General features: G+C 71.2%; 26 protein-coding genes and 2 pseudogenes. 12 read left to right on the forward strand and 16 right to left on the reverse strand.

The features are described 5' to 3' along the window. Positions 1–94: 94 nt before the first annotated feature. The 6 genes and pseudogenes from Vgi01_RS05705 to Vgi01_RS05730 all read left to right on the forward strand — a co-directional run bounded on the left by Vgi01_RS05705 (position 95) and on the right by Vgi01_RS05730 (position 5202). A complete protein-coding gene (locus Vgi01_RS05705; protein ID WP_204290354.1) occupies positions 95–1054 on the forward strand; it encodes an asparaginase in 960 nt (319 codons plus the stop codon). Positions 1055–1395: 341 nt separating this feature from the next. Then, positions 1396–2103 (forward strand): helix-turn-helix domain-containing protein, encoded by a 708-nt coding sequence (locus tag Vgi01_RS05710; RefSeq protein WP_204290355.1) that lies wholly within the window; start codon positions 1396–1398, stop codon positions 2101–2103. Continuing rightward, positions 2100–2690 (forward strand): annotated as a pseudogene (locus Vgi01_RS31600) (hypothetical protein); the annotation flags it as partial. The gene Vgi01_RS05710 and the pseudogene Vgi01_RS31600, both read left to right, overlap by 4 nt. A 564-nt stretch (positions 2691–3254) precedes the next feature. Further along, entirely contained in the window at positions 3255–3569 is a 315-nt protein-coding gene (locus tag Vgi01_RS05720) for a DUF2516 family protein (RefSeq protein ID WP_013736126.1), read from the forward strand. Continuing rightward, a complete protein-coding gene (locus tag Vgi01_RS05725) occupies positions 3566–4453 on the forward strand; it encodes an alpha/beta fold hydrolase (protein WP_102658197.1) in 888 nt (295 codons plus the stop codon). Before Vgi01_RS05720 ends, Vgi01_RS05725 begins: the two co-directional genes overlap by 4 nt. Before the next feature lie 11 nt (positions 4454–4464). Next, positions 4465–5202 carry an alanyl-tRNA editing protein gene (locus Vgi01_RS05730; RefSeq protein WP_204290357.1) on the forward strand — a complete coding sequence of 246 codons (738 nt, stop codon included), beginning with the start codon at positions 4465–4467 and terminating at the stop codon, positions 5200–5202. Between the two features lie 33 nt (positions 5203–5235). Here the strand turns inward: Vgi01_RS05730 and Vgi01_RS05735 are convergent, their stop codons facing one another. From Vgi01_RS05735 to Vgi01_RS05760, 6 genes are all read right to left on the reverse strand, one after another. After that, complete coding sequence (locus Vgi01_RS05735; RefSeq protein ID WP_204290358.1) at positions 5236–5916, reverse strand: nucleotidyltransferase domain-containing protein; 681 nt, start codon at positions 5914–5916, stop codon at positions 5236–5238. An 82-nt stretch (positions 5917–5998) separates the two neighbouring features. Next, positions 5999–6982 carry a helix-turn-helix transcriptional regulator gene (locus Vgi01_RS05740; RefSeq protein WP_204290359.1) on the reverse strand — a complete coding sequence of 328 codons (984 nt, stop codon included), beginning with the start codon at positions 6980–6982 and terminating at the stop codon, positions 5999–6001. Between the two features lie 2 nt (positions 6983–6984). Then, the gene (locus Vgi01_RS05745) at positions 6985–7626 is read right to left on the reverse strand and encodes a response regulator (RefSeq protein ID WP_204290360.1); all 642 of its coding nucleotides are present in this window, start codon (positions 7624–7626) and stop codon (positions 6985–6987) included. Further along, entirely contained in the window at positions 7623–8888 is a 1266-nt protein-coding gene (locus Vgi01_RS05750) for a sensor histidine kinase (protein ID WP_102658184.1), read from the reverse strand. The genes Vgi01_RS05745 and Vgi01_RS05750 overlap by 4 nt, the downstream gene beginning before the upstream one ends. Positions 8889–8899: 11 nt before the next feature. Beyond that, entirely contained in the window at positions 8900–9634 is a 735-nt protein-coding gene (locus Vgi01_RS05755) for an ABC transporter permease (protein WP_204290361.1), read from the reverse strand. 10 nt (positions 9635–9644) lie between these two features. Next, positions 9645–10553 carry an ABC transporter ATP-binding protein gene (locus Vgi01_RS05760; RefSeq protein WP_204290362.1) on the reverse strand — a complete coding sequence of 303 codons (909 nt, stop codon included), beginning with the start codon at positions 10551–10553 and terminating at the stop codon, positions 9645–9647. Between the two features lie 164 nt (positions 10554–10717). On the opposite strand from Vgi01_RS05760, the gene Vgi01_RS05765 reads away from it, so the two are divergent. Both Vgi01_RS05765 and Vgi01_RS05770 read left to right on the forward strand, forming a co-directional pair. Further along, the gene (locus tag Vgi01_RS05765) at positions 10718–11494 is read left to right on the forward strand and encodes an EI24 domain-containing protein (RefSeq protein WP_102658181.1); all 777 of its coding nucleotides are present in this window, start codon (positions 10718–10720) and stop codon (positions 11492–11494) included. 3 nt (positions 11495–11497) lie between these two features. Further along, positions 11498–12013: an O-acetyl-ADP-ribose deacetylase gene (locus Vgi01_RS05770; RefSeq protein WP_204290363.1), complete on the forward strand. Its 516-nt coding sequence runs from the start codon at positions 11498–11500 to the stop codon at positions 12011–12013. A gap of 139 nt (positions 12014–12152) precedes the next feature. Here the strand turns inward: Vgi01_RS05770 and Vgi01_RS05775 are convergent, their stop codons facing one another. From Vgi01_RS05775 to Vgi01_RS05810, 8 genes are all read right to left on the reverse strand, one after another. Beyond that, entirely contained in the window at positions 12153–13106 is a 954-nt protein-coding gene (locus tag Vgi01_RS05775; RefSeq protein ID WP_204290364.1) for an endonuclease domain-containing protein, read from the reverse strand. A 72-nt stretch (positions 13107–13178) separates the two neighbouring features. Then, positions 13179–13589: a RidA family protein gene (locus Vgi01_RS05780; RefSeq protein ID WP_102658178.1), complete on the reverse strand. Its 411-nt coding sequence runs from the start codon at positions 13587–13589 to the stop codon at positions 13179–13181. 107 nt (positions 13590–13696) lie between these two features. Beyond that, positions 13697–14704 (reverse strand): LacI family DNA-binding transcriptional regulator, encoded by a 1008-nt coding sequence (locus tag Vgi01_RS05785; protein WP_102658177.1) that lies wholly within the window; start codon positions 14702–14704, stop codon positions 13697–13699. 19 nt (positions 14705–14723) lie between these two features. Continuing rightward, positions 14724–16097 carry a GH1 family beta-glucosidase gene (locus Vgi01_RS05790; protein ID WP_204290365.1) on the reverse strand — a complete coding sequence of 458 codons (1374 nt, stop codon included), beginning with the start codon at positions 16095–16097 and terminating at the stop codon, positions 14724–14726. Beyond that, positions 16094–16927 (reverse strand): carbohydrate ABC transporter permease, encoded by an 834-nt coding sequence (locus Vgi01_RS05795; protein ID WP_102658175.1) that lies wholly within the window; start codon positions 16925–16927, stop codon positions 16094–16096. The genes Vgi01_RS05790 and Vgi01_RS05795 overlap by 4 nt, the downstream gene beginning before the upstream one ends. Next, entirely contained in the window at positions 16924–17931 is a 1008-nt protein-coding gene (locus tag Vgi01_RS05800; protein ID WP_204290366.1) for a carbohydrate ABC transporter permease, read from the reverse strand. Before Vgi01_RS05800 ends, Vgi01_RS05795 begins: the two co-directional genes overlap by 4 nt. A 118-nt stretch (positions 17932–18049) precedes the next feature. Next, positions 18050–19357 (reverse strand): ABC transporter substrate-binding protein, encoded by a 1308-nt coding sequence (locus Vgi01_RS05805; RefSeq protein ID WP_204290367.1) that lies wholly within the window; start codon positions 19355–19357, stop codon positions 18050–18052. Positions 19358–19569: 212 nt separating this feature from the next. Continuing rightward, the gene (locus tag Vgi01_RS05810) at positions 19570–20334 is read right to left on the reverse strand and encodes a maleylpyruvate isomerase family mycothiol-dependent enzyme (RefSeq protein ID WP_102658172.1); all 765 of its coding nucleotides are present in this window, start codon (positions 20332–20334) and stop codon (positions 19570–19572) included. A gap of 70 nt (positions 20335–20404) precedes the next feature. Between Vgi01_RS05810 and Vgi01_RS05815 the strand changes: the two genes are divergently transcribed. Further along, a complete protein-coding gene (locus Vgi01_RS05815; RefSeq protein WP_204290368.1) occupies positions 20405–21487 on the forward strand; it encodes a UDP-N-acetylmuramate dehydrogenase in 1083 nt (360 codons plus the stop codon). 5 nt (positions 21488–21492) lie between these two features. Here Vgi01_RS05815 and Vgi01_RS05820 read toward each other — a convergent pair whose 3' ends face one another. Further along, positions 21493–22284, reverse strand: coding sequence for a class I SAM-dependent methyltransferase (locus Vgi01_RS05820; RefSeq protein WP_204290369.1), 792 nt, complete (start codon positions 22282–22284; stop codon positions 21493–21495). Positions 22285–22295: 11 nt separating this feature from the next. Continuing rightward, complete coding sequence (locus Vgi01_RS05825) at positions 22296–22484, reverse strand: hypothetical protein (protein ID WP_102658169.1); 189 nt, start codon at positions 22482–22484, stop codon at positions 22296–22298. A 184-nt stretch (positions 22485–22668) separates the two neighbouring features. Here Vgi01_RS05825 and mshA point away from each other — a divergent pair, with 184 nt between their 5' ends. The 3 genes and pseudogenes from mshA to Vgi01_RS31605 form a co-directional block, all read left to right on the forward strand. Continuing rightward, a complete protein-coding gene (gene mshA, locus Vgi01_RS05830; RefSeq protein WP_204290370.1) occupies positions 22669–24015 on the forward strand; it encodes a D-inositol-3-phosphate glycosyltransferase in 1347 nt (448 codons plus the stop codon). Between the two features lie 156 nt (positions 24016–24171). Next, positions 24172–24726 (forward strand): type III secretion system chaperone family protein, encoded by a 555-nt coding sequence (locus Vgi01_RS05835; protein WP_373306874.1) that lies wholly within the window; start codon positions 24172–24174, stop codon positions 24724–24726. A gap of 787 nt (positions 24727–25513) precedes the next feature. Further along, positions 25514–26116, forward strand: a pseudogene (locus tag Vgi01_RS31605) (hypothetical protein); the annotation flags it as partial. Positions 26117–26284: the final 168 nt, after the last annotated feature.

Here is a 26284-nt window from a genome sequence, read left to right on the forward strand (position 1 = left end):
GGGCTGCCCCGCCGGGCGTCGCTGTACACCCGGAGGGGGAGTCCCTGCTCACCCCGACGTCGGCACCCCATCAACCGTCGGTACCGTCCACACCGTGGGAAAGACGTACGCGGGCGGCGTGCCGCTCGCCGAGGTGGTCCGGTCCGACTTCGTGGAGGGCGTGCACCGCGGCTCGGTGGTGGTGCTCGACGCCACGGGTGCCGTGCTCGACGCGGCCGGTGACGTGAGCGGGCCGATCTTCCCGCGTTCTGCGAACAAGCCGATGCAGGCGGTCGGCATGCTCCGGGCCGGGCTGCCGTTGACCGACCCCGCCGACCTGGCGTTGGTGGCGGCCAGCCACGCGGGGGAGGAGTTCCACCTGGCCCGGGTCGCCCGGCTGCTCGCCGATGCCGGGCTCGACGAGGAGGCGCTGCACTGCCCGCCGGATCTGCCCGTCGGCGAGCAGGCGCGGGAGGCGGTGCTGCGAGCCGGCGGCGGCCCCACCCGGATCCAGATGAACTGCTCCGGCAAGCACGCCGGGATGCTGCTGACCTGCCGATCCGCCGGTTGGCCGGTGGATGGTTACTGGCGGCCGGAGCACCCGTTGCAGCAGCGGTTGCGCGACGCGATCGAGGACCTGACCGGTGAGCAGGCGGCGGCGGTCGGAGTGGACGGGTGCGGCGCACCGGTATTGGCGGTGTCGTTGACCGGGCTCGCCCGGGCGTACCTGCGGTTGGTGTCGGCCGAGACCGGAACCCTGGAGCGGACGGTGGCCGACGCGATGCGGGCGTACCCGGAGATCGTCGGCGGCACCGAGGCGGACGACACCCGGCTGATGCGCGGCGTACCCGGACTGCTGGCCAAGGTGGGCGCGGAGGGCGTGATCGCCGCGGCCGTGCCCGGCGTCGGCGCCCTCGCGCTGAAGATCGACGACGGTGCGGGGCGGGCCCGGATGCCCGTGGTGACCTCTGCGCTCCGCCGGCTCGCGATCGACGCCCCGGTGCTTGCCGAGTTCGCCGAGATACCCCTCTTCGGCGGCGGACTCCCCGTAGGCACCACCCACCCCCTCTGGTAACCCCACCCCCTCCCTTCCCCCCTCCCTTCGCCGCCCCGCCCGTGGCGCTGTCCGCCCGCGCCATGTGGTCCGTGCGCCCCTGTTGCCCGCGATCTTGCACTTTTGGTCGCTGGCTCGCGCTTTTTATGGCGTTTTGTCCCGACGGAAAGTGCAAGATCGCGGGTGCGGGTGCGGGTGCGGGTGCGGGTGCGGGTGGGGGTGGGGGTGGGGGTGGGGGTGGGGGTGCGGAGTGTGAGTGTGGGTTTTGGGGGTGAGGGGGGCGGTTTGGGTGGGGAGTGAGGCTGCTAACTGTGGCTAGCGGATTGCTTGCAGGTGCTAGCGGGGCGAGCTAGCGTTGAGTCATGGCCACTTCCAAAGACCTTCCCGACGTCGGCGGGTTCATTCGTGACCTGCGGCGGAACGCGAAGATCTCGTTGCGGCAGCTTGCCGAGCAGGCCGGGGTCAGCAATCCCTACCTGAGCCAGATCGAGCGAGGGCTGCGTCGACCAAGTGCCGAGGTGCTCCAGCAACTCGCCAGCGCGCTGCGGGTCTCCACGCCGGCGATGTATCTGCGGGCCGGCCTGCTCGATGACAAGGAGGGCCAGGGCGTGCTGGCCGCCATCGCGGTCGATCAGGACCTGACGATGGCGCAGAAGCAGTCCCTCACCCAGATCTACGAGACCTTCCGCCGGGAGAACGCCCGGCTCGCGGAGGCCACCGCTGCCGCGACCGATGCTGCGCCGGGTGGACCGGCCACCGCCACCCTGGACGGCACCGCCAACCCAGACGGAACTGCCGCCACTGCCGGGTCCGCTCCGGTCGGCCCTGTCGACGGTACGGACACCGCCACCGGCGGCGAGGAGATTGCGCCGATCACCGCGCCCGACGTGGCCAACCTGGCCGCGACCGGCCCCACCACCCCTGAGGGCACACCGACCGAGGCCGTCCTTGAATCGGTCGCCGTGACCGAGGCGGGTCCCGCTCCGGCACCGGCCCGCCCCCCTGCCAAGAAGGCCGCCCGCAAGGTGGTCCGCAAGGCCGCCGTCGCGGCCGAAGAGGAGAAGTCGTGACCCAGCCGAAGACGAACCGTATCCCCGCTCCGATCTACGCTGCCGCCGGTGCCGGTGACCTCGCCCTGGAGCAGCTGCGCAAACTGCCCGCGGTGGTCGCCGAGCTGGGCGAACGGGTCGCCAGTGACGGCAGCCGAGTCGCCAACGACCTGGGCGGCAAGGCCGTCGTGGCCGGGTTCGAGCTGCGCCAGAAGGCCAACGAGAAGCTGCGCGACGCCAACCTGACCGCCGAGTCGCTGCGGCGCAACGCCGACCTCAACCGCCTGCGCGAGGCTGCCGACCTCAACCGCCTGCGCGAGGCCGCCGATCTCAAGCGCCTGCGTGAGGCTGCCGACCTCAACCGGCTGCGCGAGGCCGCCGATCTGGACCGGCTGCGCGAGGTCGCGGACTTCAACCGTCTTCGGGAGGCGGCCGACCTGGATCGGCTGCGGGAGAGCGCCGACTTCAACAGGTTGCGTGAGGCGGCCGATCTGGACCGGCTGCGTGGCCTGGCGGCCCGTAACGCCGCCGTGGTCGTCGCCGGCGCCCAGGCCGCGCAGGAGCGCGCGATGGCCGTCTACAGCAAGCTCGTGACCCGAGGCGAGCGGGCGGTCGGCACCGGCGTGCTGGAGGCCGCCGACACGGTCAACGCCGACATCGAGGCCACCCAGGCCAGCGTGCAGGCCGCGCCCGCCCTGACCGAGGCCGCCGAGACGACCGAGGCCGCCGAGACGACCGAGACCGCCGCCAAGACCAAGGCCGCCGCCCCGACCGGGGCCGCCGCTGCGGCCGGGACCGCCGTGACGACTGAGGCCGCCGCTACGACCAAGCCGGCCGCGACGAAGAAGACGACCCCGGATACGACGAAGAAGCCGGCTGCGACGAAGAAGCCGACCGCGACGAAGAAGCCGGCCGCCGGTGTCGAGTCGGCCGAGGTGCCGAGCCCGGCCGAGGTTGCCGAGATCGCACAGGCCAAGCCGGCCGCTGCCAAGAAGGCCACCCGCGCCAAGGCGACGACCCGGCAGCCGGCCGCCAAGCGGACGGCAACCCCGTCGGCGAAGCTGCCCGGAGCCACCAAGCGGACCCGTCCGGCCGCCGAGTGACCACCTGCCGGCGACCCCGGTGACCGTCCTGTCGGACGGATCCGGGGTCGTCGGCATAAGCTTGCCGTCATGGCCTACGCCGCGCCGATCTTCGCCTTCGATGTTCGCCTCGTGATCGACCTGATCCTGTTCGTGTTCGCACTGATCGTGCAGGGGGTCGCGCTCGTGCACGCCATCACGCAGCGCTCCGACGCCTTCCCCGCCATCGGCACTCTGCCCAAGGGTGGCTGGATCGCGATTCTCGCGGTCACTCTCCTGCTGACTCTGCTCACCCAGACCACGCTCAGCATCTTCGGGCTGATCGGCATCGCGGCGGCCCTGATCTATCTGCTCGACGTCCGGGTCGGCCTACGCGAACTGGGTGACAACAGAGGGTCGTGGTGAGGGCTTTCCGCTGGCCACCACCACCTGACGGTGGGCCTCGCACCTGGGGGCCCGGCCCGGGTGGGCCACGCAGCGGACGGCCGGCGTTACCCGAGCCGGACACCGAGCTGATCGCCACGCCGCACGGCGTACGGCTGGAGCGGCTGGTCACCGGCACCGGTGATCCGGTCACCGTGTTCGCTCACGGGCTGGGCAACGGCATCGCCGTCACCCGTCCCTTCGGCAGCGGCGTCACCGGCCGCAAGGTTTTCTTCCAGTTCCGTGGACACGGTCGCTCGGACGCGCCGGAAGGTCTGTGGAGCTATCTCGACCTGTCCCGGGATCTGCGGGCGGTCGCCGATCTGTCCGGTGCGACCCGGGCGTTCGGCGCCAGTCTCGGCGCGGGTGCCCTGTGCCGGCTGCTCGTCGAGAGCCCGGAACGCTTCGAGCGGCTCATCTTCTTCCTGCCTGCGGCGCTCGACCAGCCGCGTGCCCCGGTCGCCCGGACCCGGCTGCTCGAACTGCTGTCCGCAGTGGAGAGTGGGGACGCCTCGGCGGTGGCCGAGGTGGTCGCGGCGGAGATGCCACCGGCGGTACGCAACACGCCGGCCGGTTGGGCGTACCTGCGGCAGCGGCTCGATCACCTGCTGCGCGACGGTCTCGCCGCAGGCCTGGCCGATCTGCCCGGTCAGGCACCCGTCACCGATGCCGGGGCGCTCGGTGCGGTCACCGCTCCGGCGCTGATCATCGCCTGCGAGGGCGACGACCTGCATCCCGTGGAGGTCGCCGAGCAGCTTGCGGCCGCGCTGCCCCGGGCGACCCTGCACCGGTACGCCCGCCCCGGGGTGCTCTGGACGGAACGCGCCGACGTGCGGGCCCGGATCTCCGAGTTCCTCAACGGGTAGCCTGCCCTGTCATGGGCGTCACACACCATGGCCGTACGCACCGGCTCGATCTTGCTGATCCCAGCCTGCGCGAGTGGCAGTGCACGGTGCTGCACAGCGACCCCGAGCAGGGCATCGTGCTCGACCGCTCGGCGTTCTACCCGGGTGGCGGCGGGCAGCCGCCGGATCACGGCGTACTGCTCTGGCAGGGGGTGCAGACCCGGGTCGTGGGCACCCGCAAGGCCGACGACCTGTGGCTGATCCCCGCCGAGGGTGACCCGTTGCCGCCGACGGGCACCACCGTCACCGGTGCGGTGGAGGACGATCGGCGGACCCGGCTGATGCGTACCCATTCGGGGTTGCATGTGCTCTGTGGGGTGGTGTTCCGCGACTTCGGTGCCCTGGTCACCGGCGGCAACATGGAACCCGGCGAGGCCAGGATGGACTTCAACCTGCCCGAGGTGCCGTCGGACTTCAAGAGTCGGATCGAGGAACTGGTGAACGCGGAGGTGACCGCCGACCGCGCGGTCGCCACCCGGGTGCTGCCGCGCGCGGAGGCGCTGGCCCTGCCGGACATCATCCGTACCCAGTCGAATCTGATCCCGCCCGACGAGGCGGAGGTCCGCATCGTCGACATCGTCGGGTTGGACGTGCAGGCCGACGGGGGTACGCACGTCGCCTCCACCGCCCAGATCGGCAAGGTGCGGGTGGTCAAGGTGGAGAGCAAGGGCCGGGCCAACCGTCGGGTCCGCATCCGCCTGGCCGACTGACCCGGGTCGGACCGACCCGGCAGGTGTGCCCGGTCAGCGGGGCAGGTGGGCGGCGCGGACGTCGAGCAGCCAGCGCTCCACCGGTTCCTCGTCCGGCCGGTCGGGCAGTGGCGTCCGGATCCGGTCGAAGTCGAGTTCGGCCTCGGCGAGCAGGGTGCGTGCCTCGTCCAGCGCGCCCTCGGCGACCCGGTCCCCGAAGCTGCGGAACCACTCCGGGTCGGCGAGCCGGATCTCCAGTATCCCGGTGGCGTAGAGCAGTCGGCCCTGGTGGACCAACCGGGCCAGGTGCCGGGCGTGCTTCGCGGTGCGCCGCCGGGTCTCCGACGAGAAGGTCCCGTCACCCCGGGACTCCAGCTTGCGGAACTGCTGGGCGGCGTAGCCGAGGTAGGCCTCGCGGACCCGGGGTGCACTGAGGAACGCCGACCGGATGCCGATCAGTCGCTCACCGAACTCGGTACGGGTCTCGTAGCAGTCGTCGGGGAGCCAGGCCAGCTCGCTGGCGGTCGGATTGCCGCTCAACGCCAGCCGGCACCACTTGCGGGCCTCGTGCAGGGTGGTGTCCGGGTCGGTGCTGACCACCGACTCGCGCGGCGGGTGCAGACCGTGGAAGGCGACAGTGGGCGCGGCGAAGACGCCGATCCGGTCGACGTCCGAGCCCGGCCCCGCTAGCCCGTACGCCACCGAGCCGACGATGCCGGAGAGCAGCAGGTGCATGCGGGGAGCATGACGGATCACCTGTCGTCCGCGAAACCTGACGTCGGTTGTCAGGTCTCGCTGGCGGAGTCAGCAGCGGGGGTCAGCGGTCGCCGGGGGCGGTGTAGAGGGCGGCGGCGCGGGCCGCCGCCTCGGCCAGCCGGGCGCGCAGGTCGGGCGGGTCGAGCACCTCCACCTCCGGGCCCAGCCCGAGCAGTTGGGTGTACGCCACGTCGACGGACTCGACGGGCAGCCGGGTCGTGACCCAGCCCTGCTCGTCGGGCTCGCCGGCGGCGGCGACCGCCTCGGCGTACCCGAACGGGATGTCGCTGCGGTGCTTGAGCTGGCGCAGGCCGGCGGGGCTCAGCCGGATCCGCACCTCGGCCCGCAGCATGCCCCGCAGGAACGCCTCCGCCTGTGCGTGCCAGTACGCCGGCAGGTCGAAGTCCGGTTCCCGGTCGAAGGTCTCCTCGTGCGGCTCGACAGCGACGATCCGGTCCACCCGGTAGGTGCGCAGGTCCGCGTCGACCTGGCCGACGAGGTACCAGATGCCGCTCTTGAGGACCAGACCGTACGGGTGGACCCGCCGGGTCACCTCCTGATCGCCACGCCGGTAGTGCAGGGTCACCACCCGGTCCCGCCAGACCGCGCCGGCCAGGTCGGCCAGCCACGGCGGTGGGGCGTGCTGCGCGTACCAGCCGGGCACGTCCAGGTGGAACCGTTGCCCGGTGCGCGTCGGTGCGTCGCGCAGGCTCGGCGGCAGCGCGGCGAGGACCTTCAACTCGGCTGCGGCTACCGCGTCGGCCAACCCCATGTCCCCGGCCGGTCCGGGCAGCCCGGCGAGGAAGAGCGCCTCGGCCTCGTCCCGGGTCATCCCGGTCAGCCGGGTCCGGTAACCGCCGAGCAGCCGGTAACCGCCGGCCCGCCCCCGGTCGGCGTAGACCGGCACCCCGGCGGCGGAGAGCGCCACGATGTCCCGGTACACCGTCCGCTCGGATACCTCCAACTCCCGGGCCAGTTCCGCTGCCGTCATCGCCTCCCGCGCCTGCAACAGCAGCAGCAACGAGATCAGCCGCGCGGCCCGCACGGTCAGCGTCCGCCGGGGGTCAGCAGACCCCTGTCGTACGCGACGGCCACGGCGGCGGCCCGGTCGTTGACCCCGAGCTTGGCGTACACGTGCAGCAGATGGGTCTTGACGGTGGCCTCGCTGATGAACAGTTGGGCGGCGGCCTCCCGGTTCGTCGAGCCGCGCGCCACCAGGGTGAGCACCTCCAGTTCCCGGTGGCTCAGCGGCTCCTCGGCCGGGGCGCGCAGCCGGCCCATCAGCCGACCCGCCACGGCGGGGGAGAGCACCGACTCGCCCCGGGCGGCGGCGCGTACCGCCCGAACCAGTTCGTCGCGGGGGGCGTCCTTGAGCAGGTAGCCGGTGGCACCGGCCTCGATCGCCGGCAGCACATCCGCGTCCGTGTCGTACGTGGTCAGCACCAGTACCTTCGCCGTGCTGTCCGAGCGGACCAGCCGACCGATCGCGGTCACCCCGTCCATGCCGGGCATCCGCAGGTCCATCAGCACCACGTCGGGACGGTGCCGGGCGGCCAAAGCCAGCGCCTCGGCGCCGTCGGCCGCCTCGCCCACCACCTCGAACCCGGGATCACCTGTGAACATGCCGCGTAGCCCGTCCCGCACCACCGGATGGTCGTCGACGATCAGCAGGCGTACCGGATCGGTCACCCCACACCCCCCGGCAGGGCCGGCACGGACGCGGAGATCGCGGTGCCGCCGCCCGGCTCGGACTCCACATCGAGGCGGCCCCCGACCTCGGTGACCCGTTGCCGCATGGCAGTCAGCCCGTAGCCGCCGTCCGGCTTCGGTGCGGCAGCCTCGGCGTCGAAGCCGGTGCCGTCGTCCCGGACGTCCAGGGTCACCACATCCGACATGTAGGACAGGGTCAGCCCCACCCGGGTGGCGGCGGCGTGCCGGGCCACGTTGGCCAACGCCTCCTGGGCGGCCCGCAGCAGGGTCACCTCGACCTCCGGATGCAGCGGCCGAGGGGTGCCTGTGGTGTTGACCTCGGCCCGTACCCCGTGCCGCGCGGACCAGCGTCCACCCAGCTCGGTCAGGGCGTCGGGCAGCCGAGCGGCCTCCAGCGGCTCCGGACGGATCGCGCGGACCGAGCGACGGGCCTCGGTGAGGCTCTCCCGGGCCAGCGCCAGCGCATTGTCCACATGCCGCCGCCAGTCACCGGAACGGTCGCGGGTCTGCTCGGCCGCCTCCAACTGGGTGATGATGCCGGTGAGCCCCTGCGCCAGGGTGTCGTGGATCTCCCGGGCCATCCGCTGCCGTTCGTCGAGCACCCCGGCCTCCCGGGCCTGGGTGACGAGTTGGGCGTGCAGACCCTCGTTCTCCCGTACCGTCTCGGTGAGCTGGCGGTTCGCGGCGGCCAACTCGGCCACCAGCCGCTTGCGTTTCTCGCCCTGGTGCTCGGAAACGTAGGTGAACCAGCTGACCGCCCCGGCGATCGTCACGTTGAAGATCACCATCACCAGCCAGATCGCCCAGTGCGACGACACAACCGGTAGGCCGCCGCTCTGCGAGGTGGCGAGCAGCACGGCGGTGACGACCACCCCGGCGATCCGCCACCTGCCGGGCAGGAAGAAGGCGTGCACATATCCGATCCAGGCGAAGAAGCCGTACCACGGACTGGCGACCACCAGCACGGCGGCGAATGCGAGCAGCCCGAGGTAGTAGACCGTCATCAGCGCACGCCGGCTCTGCCAGCGCGGGTGCAGGGTGATGAACCAGGCGATCCAGCAGGCAGCGGCCACGGCGACGGTCAGGGTGGCCGCCAACGGGATACTGCGCGGCGTCGGCGCGAAGACGGCCAGCACAGTGCCGACGATCAGCCCTCCGAAGGGCAGCACCCGCCAGACATTCGCTTCCCGGACCTGCCAGGCATCCATTCGGTCGTCGGGTCGGTCGCCGCTGCTGGTCATCGGATCCCCGCCTACTGCCAGCGGAACAGTTTCGTCGCGAGAGCACCGGCGGCCACCGCGACCACCGCCATTATCACCAGATGCAGCGGGTGCGGTGCGGTGCCCGTCCAGGCATCCAGCAGGGCCTGTACTCCGGGCGGGGCGTAGGCGCCGATCTCGGCGATGAAGTCGGGCAGCAGGAACCTCGGCAGGTACACGCCGCCGAAGAACATCACCACCATGAACACCGGTACGGTCAGCGCCTGGGCCGACCTGGCGGTGGGCGCGGCCGCCGCCACAAGCAGTCCCAGCGCGAGCAGCGCCGCGGTGCCGAGGACCAGGGCGGCGGCGAAGCCGAGCGGATGCTGCGGCAGCGGTACGCCGAACGCCAGCCGGGCCACCATGGCGAGCAGCACCGCGCTGATCAGAATGCCGATCAGCGCCAGCACCAGTTGGGCCAGCAGCAGGGCCAGCGGGCTGGCCGGGGTGGTGGCCAGCCGGCGCAGGATGCCGCGCTCCCGATAGGTGGCCAGCACGGTGGGCAGGACGTTCACGCCGACCATCGCCAGGGTGACCACCAGCAGGGACGGAGTGAAGTAGGTGATGAAGGACTGCCCGCCGAGATCCGCAGTGGGCTGGCGGAGGGTGGGGATGAGTCCGAGGACCACCAGGATCAGGGTGGGCAGTGCGATGGTGAGCACCATCGTCGAGGTGTCCCGCAGGTAGAGCCGTGCCTCGGTCTTGAGGATCTGGCTGAAGGCGTGCATGGCGTTCCCCTCAGTCGGTGAGCCGGCGCCCGGTCAGCTCGACGAACGCGTCGTCCAACGTGGCCTGCTCCAGCCGCAGGTCGGCGGCGATGATCTGGTTACGGGCGAGGACGGAGGTGACCGCGTGCAGCACGTCACCGGTGCCGGTCACCACCACCTGGGTGCCGCTGCGGGTCACCGAGGTCACCTGCGGCAACCCGGTGAGGAGGTGATCGTCGAGCGGAGTGGACGGGCGGAACCGGATCCGTTGGTCGGGTACCACGGCCGAGACCAGCCCGGCCGGGCTGTCCAACGCCATCACCCGCCCCTTGTCGATCACGGCGAGCCGGTCGCAGAGCCGCTCGGCCTCCTCCATGAAGTGGGTGACCAGCACGATCGTCACGCCGCGATCCCGGACCCGCTCGATCAGACTCCAGGTGTCCCGGCGGGCCTGCGGATCCAACCCGGTGGTCAACTCGTCCAGGATGGCGATCTTCGGGTTGCCGACCAGCGCCAGCGCGATGGAGAGCCGTTGCTTCTGGCCGCCGGAGAGCTTGTCGTACGGGGTGTTGCGCTTCTCGCCGAGCCCCAACTCGTCGATGAGTTGGGCCGGGTCCGCCGGGTCGCGGTAGAACGAGGCGTACATTTCCAGCGCCTCCGCCACCCGGAGCCGGTCCGGCAACCGGCTCTCCTGTAGCTGCACCCCCACCAGATGGCGCAGCCGGGTGGCGTCCCGGCGAGGGTCCAGCCCGAGGACGGACACCTCGCCCCCGTCGGGGACGCGCAACCCGGCGACACACTCCACGGTGGTGGTCTTGCCCGCACCGTTCGGGCCGAGGACGCCGAAGATCTCGCCCGCCGCGACGTCGAACGACACATCCTGCACCGCCACCGTCTCGCCGTACCGCTTGTGCAGGTGGGACACCTCGATCACCGGCATCGCATCGCCCTTCGCTCGGTTACCCGTACAGCGTCGCCGCGGCGGGCCGGTACGGGATCGACCAGCTGTAGACGATCTCGTTCGGCTCCGGTTGACCCGAACGATCCGTCGATCGGTTGATGTGCTGGCCGGTGACTAGGCTCAGCGGCGTGAACGTTTCCGAGATGTCCGGCACCGCCACGAGCACCGCGCGGCGGTTCGCCGATGGTGCCGGGTTCCTGCTGCGTGGCATCGGGCTGTACGTACGCAATCCCGGTCTGATGCTGCTCGGCGTGGTGCCGGCGCTGATCTCCGGCGTGCTGTTCCTGGCCGCGTACGCCATCCTGGTCGCCTTCGTCGGCGACCTGGCCACGGCGGTGACCCCCTTCGCCGACGACTGGTCGACGGCGGCCCGCAGGGTGGTCCGGGTGATCGCCGGCCTGGCCGTCCTCGGCCTCGGTGGCCTGCTCGCTGTGCTCACCTTCACCGCCGTCACCCTGGTCATCGGCGACCCGTTCTACGAGAAGATCTCCGAGCGGGTGGAGCAGCGGTACGGCGGCGCGCCCGACGCGGTCGAGGTGCCGTTCTGGGCGTCCCTGCGGCGCAGCGCCGCCGACTCGATCCGGCTGGTCGCCCTGGCAGCGCTGTTCGGCATTCCGCTGTTCGCGGCCGGGTTCATTCCGCTGCTCGGCCAGACGGTGGTACCGGTGATCGGTGCCGCCGTCGGTGGTTGGCTGCTCGCCGTGGAACTTGTCGGCGCGCCCTTCTACCGGCGCGGCAAGGGGTTGCGGGAGCGTCGGGCAGCGCTGAAGGTCGACCGTCCCACCGCGCTCGGCTTCGGGATGGCGGTCTTCGTCTGCTTCCTGATCCCGCTCGGCGCGGTGCTGCTCATGCCGGCCGCGATCGCCGGTGCCACCCTGCTCGCCCGCCGTGCCCTCGGCCAACCCGTCACGGAGGACTGACCCGTGGACATCACCCTGGTCGAGGGAGACATCACCGCCGAACGGGTGGACGCGGTGGTCAACGCCGCCAATTCGTCACTGCTCGGCGGCGGTGGAGTGGACGGTGCCATCCACCGCCGGGGCGGCCCGGCGATCCTCGCCGAATGCCGGGCGCTGCGCGCCTCCCGCTACGGCCGGGGCCTGCCGACCGGCCAGGCCGTCGCGACCACCGCCGGTGACCTGCCGGCCCGCTGGGTGGTGCACACCGTCGGCCCGGTCTGGTCGGCCACCGAGGACCGCTCGGCGCTGCTGCGCGACTGCTACACCAACAGCCTCGCCGTCGCCGACGACCTGGGCGCGGTCACCATCGCCTTCCCGCTGATCTCCGCCGGCGTCTACGGCTGGCCGGTCGCCGACGCGGTCCGCCAGGCCCTGACGGTGCTGCGTGCGGCCACCCCGACCAACCTCACCGAGGCCCGGCTGGTCCTCTTCGGCCCCGACACCCACGCCACCGCCAAGCAGGTCCACGCGACCCCCTGACCCGCCGCGGCTCGCTCTCTCGGCCCGCGCCAGCCTGACCCGCCCGCTCCCGCCCGCTCCCGCCCGGCACCACGCGACTGGGTGCGTTTGTTGTTGCCAGGGCGACAAGAAGTGCACCCAAAGCGAGTGGCATTGGTGATCATCCTGGCCAACCGGCTGAGGTGAGGGCGGCGCGGAGTTGCGCCGCGACCTCGTCTGGGCGGTGCCGGATGTCGAAGGCGGTGAACCGCAGGATGCGGTCGCCCTCGATCCAGATCCGGTTCTGTCGACGCAGATCGGCGGCCCAGTGTCGGGCGTCCATGTGATGTCCACCGTCGACCTCGACGTGTAGCCGCCACTGCGGCCAGTACGCGTCCAGGTAGCGCAGCCGCCCGTCGGTGTCCCGGCGTTGCTGCTGCGCCTGTGGTGCAGGCAGCCCGTACCGCCGACACAGCCGGACCAGATCGATCTCGGACAGCGCCTCCGCACCGCCGGCGATGTCGTTGATCGTCTCCCTGATCAGCCTGCGCCGCCCGGCCCGAGGCATCCGATCCAGGACCGCTGCAAGTTCCGCCGGTGTCACCCGCCGTTGCTGACATCCCGCCGCCAGGAGCTGCTGCGCTTCGTCGTCGGTACGCACCCATTGCGCTGCGTCCACGAGGGCCCGTGCCATCGCCGTACGGTCGGGCCGGCCACGCTGCCGATCCTCGGCCAACAGGTGCCGTGCACGTCGTACCCGTACCGCAGGTAGGCCGAGCGGCAGACGGCGCAGTAGATCTGCCTGCCGTCGCTGGTGGGGGACCAACACGTCAACGGTCTCGTAGCGCCACTTGCCCTGCAGGCCGCCAGCCGTCGCCGCCGCGAGCCCGGCGAGCACTGCGCCCGGCCCGGCGGCCAGCACCGCAGCCCACCACTGCTGCTCCCGGCGGTACGGCTCGCCGGGCGGTGCGGCACGGAGAATGCCGCGGCACACCCTGCCCCACCGGCCGGTCGCCAGCAGGTGCCGCACCTTCGCCGGAGTCAGTTCGGCGGTCGCCTGCGCCCAGCTCAACATCCCCGATTGCTCGAACAGCAACCACTCCATCGCATCCGCATCGTCGCTCGGCATCCGCATCGATCGATTGCAGCGCAATGTGGGTGCATTTGTTGTCCCTGGGACGACAACAAATGCACCCAGAGGGCGGGTTCAGGAGGCGGGGATGGCGGCGATCGCCTCGACCTCGACGAGTTGGTCGCGGTAGCCGAGCACGGTCACCCCGAGCAGGGTGCTGGGGGCGTCGTGGTCGCCGAAGGCCGCCCGTACCACCTCCCAGACCGTGACCAGGTCCTCCTGGCGGGTGGAGGCCACGTACACGGTGCTCTTGACGACGTCGGCGAGCGTGGCGCCGGCGGCGGCCAGGGCGGTCTCCAGGTTGGCCATCACCTGCCGGGCCTGGGCCGCGTGGTCGCCGGGAGCGACCGTCCGGCCCTCGGCGTCGAGCGGGCAGGCGCCCGCGGTGAAGACCAGGCGGGCACCGGGTTCCACGGTGGCCAGATAGGCGTACGGGGCGACGTCGGCGAGCGCGGGAACGGGCAGCAGGCGAACCGGGTGGGACATGCGGGGCAGGCTAGCCGCCCACCGAGCCGGGTGCCAGGCGATAAGTGTTTGTTAATAAGGGGCCCTTGCTCTACCGGAGGCGTTAACAAGGTGCCCTTCCTTACACCTCAGGCGGAGTCGCGGAGGATGAGTTCGGTGGGGAGGATGAGGGCGGGTTCGACCTCCTCGCCGGCCGCGAGGCGCAGCAGCAGACGGGTGCCCTGCCGGCCGAGTTCCACGATCGGCTGCCGCACGGTGGTCAGCGGCGGCTCGGTGTACGCGGCGGTCTCGATGTCGTCGAAACCGATCACCGCGACGTCCTGCGGCACCCGCCGTCCCGCCTCGCGCAGGGTACGCAGGGCGGCGTGCGCCATCAGGTCAGATGCGGCGAAGACGGCGTCCAGGTCGGGGTGGGCGGTGAGCAGTTCCCGCATCGCCGCCGCACCGGACTCCCGGGTGAAGTCGCCGACCGCCACCATCTGCGGCAGCCCGGCGGCGGCCACCGTGTCCCGGTAGCCGGCCAGCCGTTCGATGCCGGCGACCATGTCCTGCGGCCCGGCGATGGTGGCGATGCGTCGCCGACCGGTGTCGATCAGGTGGCGTACCGCCTTGGTCACCCCGGCGACCTGGTCGACGTCGACGTACGGCACGTTCGCGCCGTCGAGGGGCCGGCCGCTGCACACCACCGGGATGCCCAGCGCGGCGAGCTTGGCGGGCAGCGGGTCGGCACCGTGCAGCGAGGCGAACAGCACCCCGTCGACGTGCCGTCCGGTGGTGTACCGCTCGACCCGTTCGTGCCCGGCCGGCGAGCCGGCCAGCATCAGCACCAACTGCTTGTCGGCGGCCTCCAACTCCTGGGCTGCGCCCCGGATGATGCCGGGGAAGACCTGGTCGTCGGAGAAGACCCGGGTCGCCTCCTCCGGCATCACCAGGGCGATCGAGTCGGTCCGCTGGGTGACGAGGGAGCGGGCGGCGAGGTTCGGCACGTACCCCAGCTCGGCCACCGCCTGGCGGACCGCCTCCCGGATCGGCTCGGCGACCGTGGTGGAACCGTTCACCACCCGGGAGACGGTGGCCCGGGACACTCCGGCCCGCCGCGCCACCGCTTCCAGAGTGGGCCGTTGCGCGCCCGTCATCGGAGAAACCACCGCCTCGTCACAGCCCGTTCCGGGAGATCACCTCCTGGTACCACCGGGCGCTGGACTTCGGTGTACGCCGCTGCGTGAGGTAGTCGACGTGCACGATGCCGAACCGCTTGCGGTACCCCTCGGCCCACTCGAAGTTGTCCAGCAATGACCATACGAGATAGCCGCGCAGGTCGACGCCCCGGGCGATGGCCTCGTGCGCGGCACGCAGGTGCCCGTCGAGGTACGCGATCCGGTCCTCGTCGCGCACCTGGCTGGTCCCGTCCGAGCTGCCCTTGTCCGGAAACGCCGCGCCGTTCTCGGTGATCATCAGCGGCACCGGCGGATAGTCGGTGGCGATGCGTTCCAGCAGCCGGGTCAGCCCGGCCGGTTCGATCATCCAGCCCATGTCGGTGAGCGGGCCGACCGGCGGCAGGAACTCCACCGCTGCTGCCGTGCCCGGGTACGCGCCGCCGCCACCCGCGCCGTCCGGTCGCCCGGCGACGTAGGTCGGCGCGTAGTAGTTGATCCCGAGCAGGTCGATCGGCGCCGCGATGATCTTCTCGTCGCCGTCGACGACGAACACCGGCTCGACGATCCGGGCCACGTGCTCACGGACGTCGTCGGGGTAGCCGCCGACCAGCAGCGGATCCAGGAAGATCCGGTTGTGCAGGCCGTCGACCAGGCGTACCGCGTCGGCGTCGGCGGCGCTCTCCGCGTCGGCGGGGCGTACGTCGGCCGGGTTGAGGGTGATGCCGACCCGCTCGGTACCGCCCGCGCGCAGCGCCTGCGTGGCCAGGCCGTGCGCCAGCAGCAGGTGGTGCACGGCGCTGAAGGCGGCACCCGGGTCCTGCACCCCGGGGGCGTGTACGCCGTTGCCGTAGCCGAGGTACGCCGAGCACCAGGGCTCGTTGAGCGTGGTCCAGGTGCCGATGCGGTCACCGAGCCGGGCGTACACGGCGGCGGCGTAGGTGGCGAAGTGCTCGGCGGTCTCCCGCGCCGTCCAACCACCCCGGTCCTGCAACGTCTGCGGCAGGTCCCAGTGGTAGAGGGTGACGATCGGGTCGATCCCCCGACCCAGCAGCGCGTCGGTCAGCCGGTCGTAGAAGTCCAGGCCGCGCGGGTTGACCGGGCCGCTGCCGTCGGGCTGGATCCGGGGCCAGGAAACCGAGAAACGGTACGCCTGCAGGCCCAGCTCGGCCATCATCGCCACGTCGTCGGCGTACCGGTGGTAGTGGTCGCAGGCGACGTCGCCGGTGTGCCCGGCGTACACCTTGCCCGGTGTGCGGCTGAAGGTGTCCCAGATCGACTCCCCGCGCCCGTCGTCGCGGGCCGCCCCCTCGATCTGATAGGCGGCCGTCGCCGCCCCCCACAGGAAATTCTCCGGGAACCGGATTCCACTCACGATTTGACCGCACCTTCCATGATTCCGCCGATGATCTGCCGTCCGAACAGTACGAACACCAGCAGCAGCGGCAGCGTGGCGATTGCCGTACCGGTGAACACCTGGGACATGTCCTGGTAGTAGCCGTCGGACAGGGCCCGCAGGGACAACTGCACGGTGGGGTTCTCCGGATCGTTGAGCACCGCGTACGGCCACAGGAAATCATTCCAGGTGGTCATGAACGTGAGTAGCCCGAGCACCGCGATGGCCGGCCGCAACGCGGGCAGCACCACGTTCCAGTAGATCCGGGCGGTGCCGCAGCCGTCCACCCGCGCCGCCTCGATCAGTTCGGTGCTGATCGCCTGGCCGGCGTACTGCCGCATCATGAACACACCGAAGCCGGTGACCAGGACGGGCAGGATCACCGCGGGCAGCCGGTCGTTGAGGTTCAGCTTCGTCATCAGCATGTACAGCGGGATGATGCCGAGCTGGGTGGGCACCATCATCGTCGCGATGATGATCATCAGCAGCGCGTTGCTGCCCCGGAAGCGCAGCTTGGCGAAGGCGAACCCGGCCAGCGAGGAGAAGAACACCACCGAGACGGTGACCGTGATCGCCACGATCGCCGAGTTGATCAGACCGGTCAGGAAGTACGCGTCGGTGTTGGCGAACAGTCGGGAGATGTTGGCGCCCAGGTTGCCGCCCGGCGTGACCGGCGGCGGCAGTTGCCCCATCGCGTCGCTGGAGCGGCTGGCCACCACGAACATCCAGTAGATCGGGAAGACCGACAAACCTCCGGCGGCGACAAGCGCGAAGTACGTCAGCGGGCTCGCCCGCCACAGCCGGCTCATCGGAACCCTCCCTTTCGCTTGGCCTCCGGCGGTCGGGCGGAGGAACCGAGCCGGCGGATGATCAGTACGTTGATCGCGGCGACGATGGCGATCAGGGCGAACAGCAGCCAGGCCACCGCCGAGCCGTAGCCGAAGTTGTAGTACGGCGCGAAGGCGTTCTCGAACATGTACATGGTCATCGTCTGCGACTCGCGCAGCGGCCCGCCCCGGATCGCGTTGGTGCCGGAGTGGAACAGCCGGGGCTCGGTGAACAGTTGCAGCCCGCCGATTGTGGAGATGATGACGCAGAAGATGATCGTCGGCTTGAGCAGCGGTACGGTGACCGACCAGAACTGTCGGGCCCGGTTCGCGCCGTCGATCGCCGCCGCCTCGTACAGGTCGCGGGGGATGGCCTGCATGGCGGCCAGGAAGATCAGGGCGTTGTAGCCGGTCCACCGCCAGTCGACCATGGTGGAGATGGCCACCCAGGAGGCGAACCGGTTGGACTTCCACTCGATCCCGTCGATGCCGACCAGGTCGAGCAGCCAGTTGATCATGCCGAACTCGCGGCCGAACAGCACCCCGAAGACGATCGCCACGGCGGCGGTGGAGGTCACGTTGGGCACCAGCACCGCCATCCGCCAGCCGGTACGCATCCGCAGTTGCCGGTTGAGCAGGTTGGCCAGCCAGAGCGCCAGCAGCAGCTGCGGCACCGTACTGAGGAGGAAGATGCCGAGGGTGTTGACCACCGAGTGCCAGAAGTCGCTGTCGGCCAGCAGTCGGGTGTAGTTGTCCGCGCCGATGAATGTGGGATTGCTGCCCAGCAGGTCCCAGTCGTGCAAGGAAACCCAGAAGGTGTACGCCAGCGGCCAGGCCCCGAAGATCGCGAAGATCACGAAGAACGGGGCGATGTAGAGGTAGGGCGAGTACTTCGCGTCGATCCGGCTGAGCCGGCCGGCCCGCGACAGTCGGGACCGGCCCGGTGTCGGCGCGGTCGGCGGTCGCGCGTCGAGCTGCAACGCCATGACCCGTTGACTCCTTTCCACGCCCCCGCCCCGCGCCGATCCTCCGGCCGGTGGCCACGCACGCTCGGCGAGCGTGGCGGGGGTGGATCGGCGGCGGGGGTGGAGGCAGTCGGGCCGGTTACTTGGCGGCGGCCTTCTTGGCGTTGTTGACGGCGTCCTGCCAGCCCTGCTCGGGCGTACGCTGTCCCAGCTCGACGGTGCGGACGGCGTTCTCGACCTCGGTGCGTACCGCCTGGTTCTTCGGGCCCATGTAGACCGGCTGCAACGTCTTCGCGCCCTCACCGAAGATCGTCCCGATCGGCGCACCGGAGAAGTACGCGTTGGTGGCCTCGGCGATGGCGGGGTCGCTCAGCGCCTGCGGCGAGGACGGCAGCGGGCCCTTGACCTTGAAGGCACCGATCTGGCCCTGCGGGCTGGTCAGGAACTTGGCCAGCTTGATGGCCTCTTCCTTGTGCTTGCTCTGCGCCGGCACGGCCAGGTGCGAGCCGCCCCAGTTGCCGCCGTCGCCGGGCACCCGGGCGATGTCCCACTTTCCGCTGGCCTCCGCGCCGGCGTTGCCCTCGATCACCCCGGTCATCCACGCCGGGCAGGCGATGGTGGCGAACTTGGACTGCTTGAAGGCCGAGACCCACTCCTCCGACCAGGAGCCGTACTTGCCGGACAGGCCGGCACCGATGATCTTCATGGTGGTGTCCCAGGCCTGCTTGACCGCCGGGTTGCTGTCCACCACCAGGTTGTTGCTGGTGTCGTAGTAGTGGTAGCCCTGCGCCTTGCCAGCGGTCTGCAGCACGATGGTGTTGAACGTGTTGGTCGCCGCGTCCAGGAACGACGCGCCGGTGTCTGCCGCCTTGAACCGCTCGCCGACCGCGATGTACTCCTCCCAGGTCGGCCAGAGCTTGGAGACCTCGTCGCGCTCGGTGGGCAGCCCCGCCTTGGCGAACAGGTCGGTGCGGTAGCACATCGCCATGCCGCCCACGTCCGTGCCGAGCCCGATCAGCTTCTGCCCGTCGGCGGTCAGCCCCTGGTTCCACTTCCACTCCAGGAAGTTGCCCTTGAGCTCGGCGGCCCCGTGGTCGAGCAGGTTGACGAAGTTGTCCGGGTTGGCCTTGTACTCGACCATCAGACCTTCTTCGATGGCGACGATGTCACCGGCGCCCTTGCCCGCGGCGAGCCACTGGGTCAACTTCGGCGAGTACTCGTCGAGGTTGCCGCCGGTGCCCCGCTCGACGATCTTCACGCCCGGGTTGGCGTCCATGTACTCCTGGTAGAGCTGTTCGTAGCCGAACTGTCCGAAGACGTCGACGGTAAGCGTTATCTGGCCGTCGCCGGCGGCGTCGTCGTCGCTGGCGCAGCCGCTGGTGGCGAGTAGCGCACCAACGGTTGCCAAGGCGACCGCCGCAAGGCGATGGCGCGGAAAAGTGGCCATGGTCTGGTGACCCCTCTCAGTGGGTGAGTGGTGGTGGATGAGTCTGAGAGCGCTCTCACGTAGCCTGCGTCCCCCGCCGGGGCGTGTCAAGAGAGCGCTCTCTCGGCTGGGGTCACAGAATGGCCACGGCCAATCGGTGCGAGGTCGTCGTTACAGCGCAATGGCGGCTACCGGGGTGCCCGGTAACCGCCATTGCGCCGTAACGGCGTCAATCAGCCGGTGCGTACCCCGTCGAGGAGGGTGGGGTCGCCGGCCACGGACAGGGTGTCGAAGCTGACCCGGCCCCAGAGCGCCAGCAGCAGGTCGCTCGCCGTGCCGCTGACGTGCACCCGGGCGTGGTGCTCGTCGTGATCGAGGATGGTGCCGGTGTCCAGCAGCGCCACCCCCTCACCGCGCAGCCGCAGGTACCACTCCTGCGCCGCGTCGGTCGCGCTGAGCCGAACCACCCCGCGCCACTGACCGCTCGCCGCCCGGCGACCGGCCGGCAGCCAGGTGTCGAGCACCTCGCTCACCCCGTCGGCCGCGAGCTTGGCCTCGATCGGTTCGCCGGCGGCGATGGCGAGCTGGGCGTCCCAGCGGTGCAGGGCCGTCTCGTGGGCCATCCGGCGGGGCCAGAAGCCGGCCTTCTTCGGCTGGGGGGCCCAGTTCCAGGCCGGGGCCTCCGGGTCCAGGGTGTCGAAGAGGGCCATCAGCTCGTCGTACGCCTGCTGCCACTGCTGTGCGGCGGTGAGCCCCGGCACGAGTTCGGGGCGCTGCGACCGGCGTTGCTCCGGCGCGGTGGCCCGGCCGGACCCGGCGACGTCGCGTACCCACTGGTAGATGCCGGTGAGGTGCAGGGCCAGGTCGGTCACCGTCCAGCCGGGGCAGGAAAGCACGGGTGTCTCGGGCGGGGCGTCGGCGACCGCGGCGGCGAACGCCGGGCCCTCCGCGCGGAGTGCACCGATCCAGAAGTCCTTGCTGCCGTGCATTCTGCTCATCGCCATCCTCCCGGGGGTGACCGGGCCACCAGTGGGTGCCACGGCTACCTCTCAGCCTAGGGTGAAAGATGTGCCTGACGTCTACGCCCAGCCGACAGCCGCCGCTCAACCCGTCATTCCCGGCGAACTGTCGCAATACACCACATTGCGCCTCGGCGGACCTGCCCGGCGGATCGTCACCGCAACCACCGCCGAGGAGATTGTCGCGCACGTACGCGAGGCGGGCGAACATGTGCTTCTGCTCGCCGGGGGCAGCAACGTGGTGATCGGCGACGCCGGGTTCCCGGGCACGGTGATCCTGGTCCGCTCCCGAGGCCTGCGGGTGCTGACCGAGGACGAGCAGACCGTGACCATCCGCGTCGAGGCCGGCGAGCCGTGGGACGACCTGGTCGCCGCCACGGTGCGCAACGGCTGGTCCGGCCTGGAATGCCTGTCCGGCATCCCCGGCTCCACCGGCGCCACCCCGATCCAGAACGTCGGCGCGTACGGCCAGGAGGTCGCCGAGACCATCGTCGGCGTGCAGGTGTACGACCGTACCGCCGGGACGATCAGTCTGTTGGACGCCGCCGACTGCGGCTTCGCCTACCGGGCCAGCATCTTCAAGTACAGCGAGCGCTGGGTCGTGCTCGCTGTCGACTTCCGGCTGGCCCGCTCGCCGCTGTCCGGCCCGGTCCGGTACGCGGAACTGGCCCGCGCGCTCGGCGTCGAGGTCGGTGACCGGGTGCCGCTCGCACACGCCCGCGCCACCGTGCTGGAGCTTCGCGCCGGAAAGGGCATGGTGCTGGACGCCGCCGACCCCGACACCCGTTCGGTCGGCTCCTTCTTCACCAACCCCGTCCTCGATGCCGCCGAGTACGAGGTGCTCCGGCAGCACGCCGCCGACATCGGTGAGCCGCCCGCCTGGCCGGGCGCGGGCGACCTGGTCAAGGTCAGCGCCGCCTGGCTGATCGACAAGGCCGGCTTCGGCAAGGGCTACGCCGGCCCCGAGGGCGTCGCCATCTCCAGCAAGCACACCCTCGCCCTGACCAACCAGACCGGCACCGCCACCACCGAAGCCCTCCTCACCCTGGCCCGGGAGATCCGCGACGGCGTCCACGCCCGCTTCGCCGTAACCCTCCACCCCGAACCCGTCCTCATAACCTGCACCCTCTAACCGCGTCAGGGGGTGGGGGAGGGCCAGGGGAGGGTCAGTTCGCCTTGGCGCCAGCGGCGGGGGCGGTGGAGGATGGGCCAGCCCTGGGCGCGTACGGCGGCCACCGCGTGCAGCCAACGCTGGCGGGGGCCGTACGGGGCGTAGCCGGCGGCAGCGTGCCAGGCGTCGTCCAGAGCGCGGATCAGGTCGTGGATGGGTTCACCGGGGACGTTGCGGTGGATCAACGCCTTGGGTAGCCGTTCGGCCAACTCGGCCGGGGTCTGCAGAGTGGACAGACGGGCGGCCAGGGTCAGCGTGCGCGGGCCGTTGGCGTCGAGCAGGATCCAGCCGGCGAGGCGACCCAGTTCGTCGCAGGTGCCCTCGACGAACAGTCCGCCGGGTGCCAGTCGGCTGGTGACGGTGGCCCAGGCGGCGGCCACCTCGCTCTCGTCGTACTGGCGTAGCACGTTGAACGCGCGCACCAGGGCCGGGCGCAGGCCGGCGAGTTCGAATCCGCCCCGGGCGAAGGTGAGGCCGGGTGGGTCGGCGGCGGGTTGGGCGTCCGCGACGCGGATCGGATCGATCTCCAGGCCGACCACCCGTACGTCGGGGCGTACCCCGGCGGCCAGTCGGGTGCGCAGTTCCACCGCTGTCACCGGGCTCGCGCCGTACCCCAGGTCCACCACGAGTGGGTCCGGTGCGGCGCGTAACGCGTCGCCGCAGGTGTCGACGATCCAGTTGTCCACCCGTCGGAGCCGGTTGGGATTTGTGGTGCCGCGGGTGATGGTTCCGAGCGGCCGGGGCGTACGCGCCGCCATGGCAGCGTTCCTCAGGCTCCGCCGGGTGACCGGTCACCGGCACCCGTGCCGCTCACCCGGTGCACCATGTGCCGGGCGGCCTGCGCCAATGGGCGTACGACGAGACGGTCCACGTTGACGTGTGGCGCCTGGGTGGCGCACCGAGCGGTCCCGGCGCCGAGTCCGCTGGATGCCCCGGTGACGACGGCGACACGACTCATCCGGCCATTCTCGCCCCTGTCACGCCGAGGGTCGGAGCTTCCCCGGTGATGAGGTCGGTCACGCCCGTCGGCCTGGGCGACGTATTACCAGCCGCCGATCGGGAAGATGACATCTGGCGCGGAGGTTGACGCAGAGGCACGTCGGTCGTGCAGTATGGCATCAACCCTGGCATAGGGAGCAGAAGTGGCGGAATTGCACACCGGCGTCGGTCGTCAGCGAGGTGCCCTGCCGTGGCCGAGACCCCGACGGATCGCCACGCTCTCGGTGCACACCTCGCCCCTGCACCAGCCCGGCACCGGGGACGCAGGCGGCATGAACGTCTACATCCTTGAGGTCGCCCGGCGGTTGGCCGAGGCCGACGTCGAGGTGGAGATCTTCACCCGGGCCACTTCTGGTGACCTGCCGCCGGTGGTGGAGGTCGCGCCGGGGGTGCACGTCCGGCACGTGATGGCCGGCCCGCTGGAAGGGCTGACCAAGGAGGAACTTCCCGGCCAGCTCTGCGCCTTCACCGCCGGCGTACTGCGTGCCGAGGCGTCCCGCCCGCCGGGCCACTACGACCTCATCCACTCCCACTACTGGCTCTCCGGGCAGGTCGGCTGGCTGGCCAAGGACCGCTGGGGAGTGCCGCTGGTGCACACCGCGCACACCCTGGCCAAGGTGAAGAACGCGCAGCTCGCCGCCGGTGACCGCCCCGAACCCAAAGCCCGGGTGATCGGCGAGGAACAGGTCGTCGCCGAGGCCGACCGGCTGGTGGCGAACACCCGGGTCGAGGCGCAGGACCTGATCGACAGGTACACCGCCGACCCGAGCCGGGTCGCGGTGGTCGAGCCCGGGGTGGACCTGGACCGCTTCCGCCCACCGGTCGGTGACCGGGACGCCGCGACAAGTGCCGCGCGGGCCCGACTGGGCCTGCCCACCACCGGCTACCTGGTCGCCTTCGTCGGTCGGATCCAACCGTTGAAGGCCCCGGACGTGCTGATCCGCGCGATCGCCGCGTTGTGCGAGCGGGATCCGGCGCTGGCCCAGGAGGTCTCCGTGGTGATCTGCGGTGGCCCCAGCGGCAGCGGCCTCGACCGCCCCACCGCCCTGATCGAGTTGGCCGCGTCGCTCGGCGTCGCCGACCGGATCCACTTCCTGCCGCCGCGTACCGGCGCCGAGTTGCCCCTGCTGTACCAGGCGGCCGACCTGGTCGCGGTGCCGTCGTACAACGAATCCTTCGGCCTGGTCGCCCTGGAGGCCCAGGCCTGCGGTACGCCGGTGGTGGCCGCCGCCGTCGGCGGCCTGGTGACCGCGGTACGCGACCAGGTCAGTGGGATGCTGGTGCGCGGACACGACCCGGTCGACTGGGCGCACACCCTGGCCCGCCTGCTGCCCGACCATTCCCGTCGGAGGGAGCTGTCGCTCGGCGCCGCCCGGCACGCCCGCAACTTCTCCTGGCACCGTACGGCCGAGGGTCTGCTCGCCGTGTACGGCGAAGCGATCACCGCCCACCGCGCCCATCTCACCTCCGCCCTCGCCGCCTCCTGCTGATGAAAGGAAGGGCACCCTTTTAACGCCTCGTGCATAGGAAGGGCCCCTTGTTAACGCCCGCCGGCCCGCCGGCCCGCCGGCCCGCCCGCCCGTCGGCCCGCGCGACGCCGCCCGTCGCCGGGCAGCGGCAGGTTGGGCGGCCGTAGAGTGGAGCCGATGAGTGACCTGGGTGCTCTGATCGAGTCGGTCTGCGCCGAGCGGGAACTGCCCTGCGAGCCGACCGGTCCCGGCGCGTACGCGGTGACCCTGCCCGGCACGCACAAGCTCAAGACGATCTGCAACCTGATCGTGGGCGAGCACGCGCTGCGGATCGAGGCGTTCGTGATGCGTCAGCCGGACGAGCGCCGCGAGGAGCTCTGGGCCTGGCTGTTGCAGCGCAACGCGCGGATGTACGCCGTCTCCTTCTCCATCGACGCGGTCGGCGACATCTACCTCACCGGCCGGGTCAACCCCGCCGGAGTGGACGCCGACGAGCTGGACCGCATCCTCGGTGCGGTGCTCAGCTACGCCGACGAGTCCTTCGACACGATGTTGGAGATCGGCTTCGGCAGTTCGATCCGGCGGGAATGGGAGTGGCGGGTCAAGCGGGGCGAATCCACCGCGAACCTCGCGGCCTTCGCGCATCTCTTCGAGCCGTCGGGGCAGACCCCTGCCGACAACCCGGCAGCCGCCGCCGGTGCCGCCCCGGAGGGTGGCGCGGACCGGCCCTGACCGGGGTGCCGCCGCACGGCAGCCGGCAACGCGTTCACCGCAGCGTGGTTTAGCTCGCCGCTACGGGGTAAGCCGCACCGCGCGGTGCGGCTTTGGGACCCGCCGCGCGCCGAGACTTCAGTGTCGAGGAGCGTGAGCGTCCATGGCTCAGCGAAACAGCGCGGGTCGCGGCGGGACCGCGACCAGGACCAAGCAGCAGGCCAGCAACCAGACCCCGAACACGCCACGGATCTCCGAGTCGGAGATCTCCCGGATGCGGGTGGACGACATCCGTGGCCAGTTGCGTCGGTACGGGGTCTCCGGCATCTCCGCCCTGCGTAAGCCGGAACTGGTGAAGAGACTCGCCAGCACGCTGCGTTCGGGCGGGGCGGCGCGTGGCAGCAGCGGACCGGCCGGCCGTGCCAGCAGCACGAAGACCACCGCGACGAAGCAGTCGGCGTCGGCTCGTACCGCCACGGGACGGGCGAAGGCCGCACCCGCCAAGCGGACCGGCCCGGCGCGGACGGCGACGACGGGCACCGCCCGTAACGCCAGTACCGCCCGTAAGACGACGACGGCGGCACGCAAGGCCAGCACGGCCCGCAAGACGACAGCGACTGCGCGGACGACCGCCGCCGGGGCAAGGAAGGCGGCCCCTCGCAAGACGGCGTCGGCTGCGAAGACCGCGCCGGCCGGTAAGACCACCGCCGCCCGCAAGACCGCCCCGGCCCGCACGGCCACGTCCGCCCGCACGGCGACGTCGACTGCGCGGACGACTGCGGCCGGGGCAAGGAAGGCGGCTCCCCGCAAGACCGCAGCGGCGGCGAAGACCGCAGCGGGCAGCACCACCAAGACGGGTACGACGGCGCGCGCGGCCACCCGGCAGGCACCCGCTCGTGGCGCGGCCAAGACGGCACCCGCTCGTCGCGCGGCCAAGACGGCACCAGCTCGTGGCGCGGCCAAGACGGCACCCGCTCGCGGTGCAGCGAAGACTGCACCCGCCTCCCGTAGTGCGGCGAAGACGGCCGCAGCAGGTGGCGGGGTGCGGACCGGGAGGTCGACGGCCCGTTCGACGCGGTCGTCGCAGATGATCTCGTCGTTGCAGGACCGGCCGGAGCGCCCGGGGCGGAGCCTGGTCACCACCAACCACGACGTGATCCAGCGGTGGGCCCGGGAGCGCGGCGCGAAGCCGGCGACGATCAGCGGGACCGAGCGGGACGGCCGGGCCGGCGTGCTGACCTTCAACATCCCGGGCTACCGGGAGAGCAGCCGGATCCGTGAGATCACCTGGGACGAGTGGTTCCACACCTTCGACCTGCGCCGGCTCAACCTGATCTACCAGGAACAGCTGCGAGACGGCCGGCAGAGCAACTTCTTCCGTACCGAGTCACCCGATCGGGAGGACGCGTGAGCGTTTGCGGGAATCCTCGCCGGGTATGCGCTGTTAGCCGTGAACGAAGCCCCATCAAGCAGCCCAACGGGACACGGGCGCGCTGTGACGGGCGAGACAGCCAACCAGGTTGAATCCGTCCCATGGGGCGAACTAGCGTTATTGCACCGCGCCACGCTTGGAACCGTT

Source organism: Micromonospora gifhornensis (genome assembly GCF_016863515.1).
GTDB lineage: Bacteria > Actinomycetota > Actinomycetes > Mycobacteriales > Micromonosporaceae > Micromonospora > Micromonospora gifhornensis.

Excerpts from the sequence above, each read along its gene's own strand:
- Vgi01_RS05755 (WP_204290361.1), bottom strand. The coding sequence starts at position 9,634 with ATGCACGCCTTCAGCCAGATCCTCAAGACCGAGGCACGGCTCTACCTG.
- Vgi01_RS05720 (WP_013736126.1), top strand. The coding sequence starts at position 3,255 with ATGGCCTACGCCGCGCCGATCTTCGCCTTCGATGTTCGCCTCGTGATC.
- Vgi01_RS05835 (WP_373306874.1), top strand. The coding sequence starts at position 24,172 with ATGAGTGACCTGGGTGCTCTGATCGAGTCGGTCTGCGCCGAGCGGGAA.
- Vgi01_RS05765 (WP_102658181.1), top strand. The coding sequence starts at position 10,718 with ATGTCCGGCACCGCCACGAGCACCGCGCGGCGGTTCGCCGATGGTGCC.
- Vgi01_RS05735 (WP_204290358.1), bottom strand. The coding sequence starts at position 5,916 with ATGCACCTGCTGCTCTCCGGCATCGTCGGCTCGGTGGCGTACGGGCTA.
- Vgi01_RS05775 (WP_204290364.1), bottom strand. The coding sequence starts at position 13,106 with ATGCGGATGCCGAGCGACGATGCGGATGCGATGGAGTGGTTGCTGTTC.
- Vgi01_RS05710 (WP_204290355.1), top strand. The coding sequence starts at position 1,396 with ATGGCCACTTCCAAAGACCTTCCCGACGTCGGCGGGTTCATTCGTGAC.
- Vgi01_RS05750 (WP_102658184.1), bottom strand. The coding sequence starts at position 8,888 with ATGACCAGCAGCGGCGACCGACCCGACGACCGAATGGATGCCTGGCAG.
- Vgi01_RS05805 (WP_204290367.1), bottom strand. The coding sequence starts at position 19,357 with ATGGCCACTTTTCCGCGCCATCGCCTTGCGGCGGTCGCCTTGGCAACC.
- Vgi01_RS05795 (WP_102658175.1), bottom strand. The coding sequence starts at position 16,927 with ATGAGCCGGCTGTGGCGGGCGAGCCCGCTGACGTACTTCGCGCTTGTC.
- Vgi01_RS05780 (WP_102658178.1), bottom strand. The coding sequence starts at position 13,589 with ATGTCCCACCCGGTTCGCCTGCTGCCCGTTCCCGCGCTCGCCGACGTC.
- Vgi01_RS05800 (WP_204290366.1), bottom strand. The coding sequence starts at position 17,931 with ATGGCGTTGCAGCTCGACGCGCGACCGCCGACCGCGCCGACACCGGGC.
- Vgi01_RS05730 (WP_204290357.1), top strand. The coding sequence starts at position 4,465 with ATGGGCGTCACACACCATGGCCGTACGCACCGGCTCGATCTTGCTGAT.
- Vgi01_RS05820 (WP_204290369.1), bottom strand. The coding sequence starts at position 22,284 with ATGGCGGCGCGTACGCCCCGGCCGCTCGGAACCATCACCCGCGGCACC.
- Vgi01_RS05810 (WP_102658172.1), bottom strand. The coding sequence starts at position 20,334 with ATGAGCAGAATGCACGGCAGCAAGGACTTCTGGATCGGTGCACTCCGC.
- Vgi01_RS05825 (WP_102658169.1), bottom strand. The coding sequence starts at position 22,484 with ATGAGTCGTGTCGCCGTCGTCACCGGGGCATCCAGCGGACTCGGCGCC.
- Vgi01_RS05785 (WP_102658177.1), bottom strand. The coding sequence starts at position 14,704 with ATGACGGGCGCGCAACGGCCCACTCTGGAAGCGGTGGCGCGGCGGGCC.
- Vgi01_RS05760 (WP_204290362.1), bottom strand. The coding sequence starts at position 10,553 with ATGCCGGTGATCGAGGTGTCCCACCTGCACAAGCGGTACGGCGAGACG.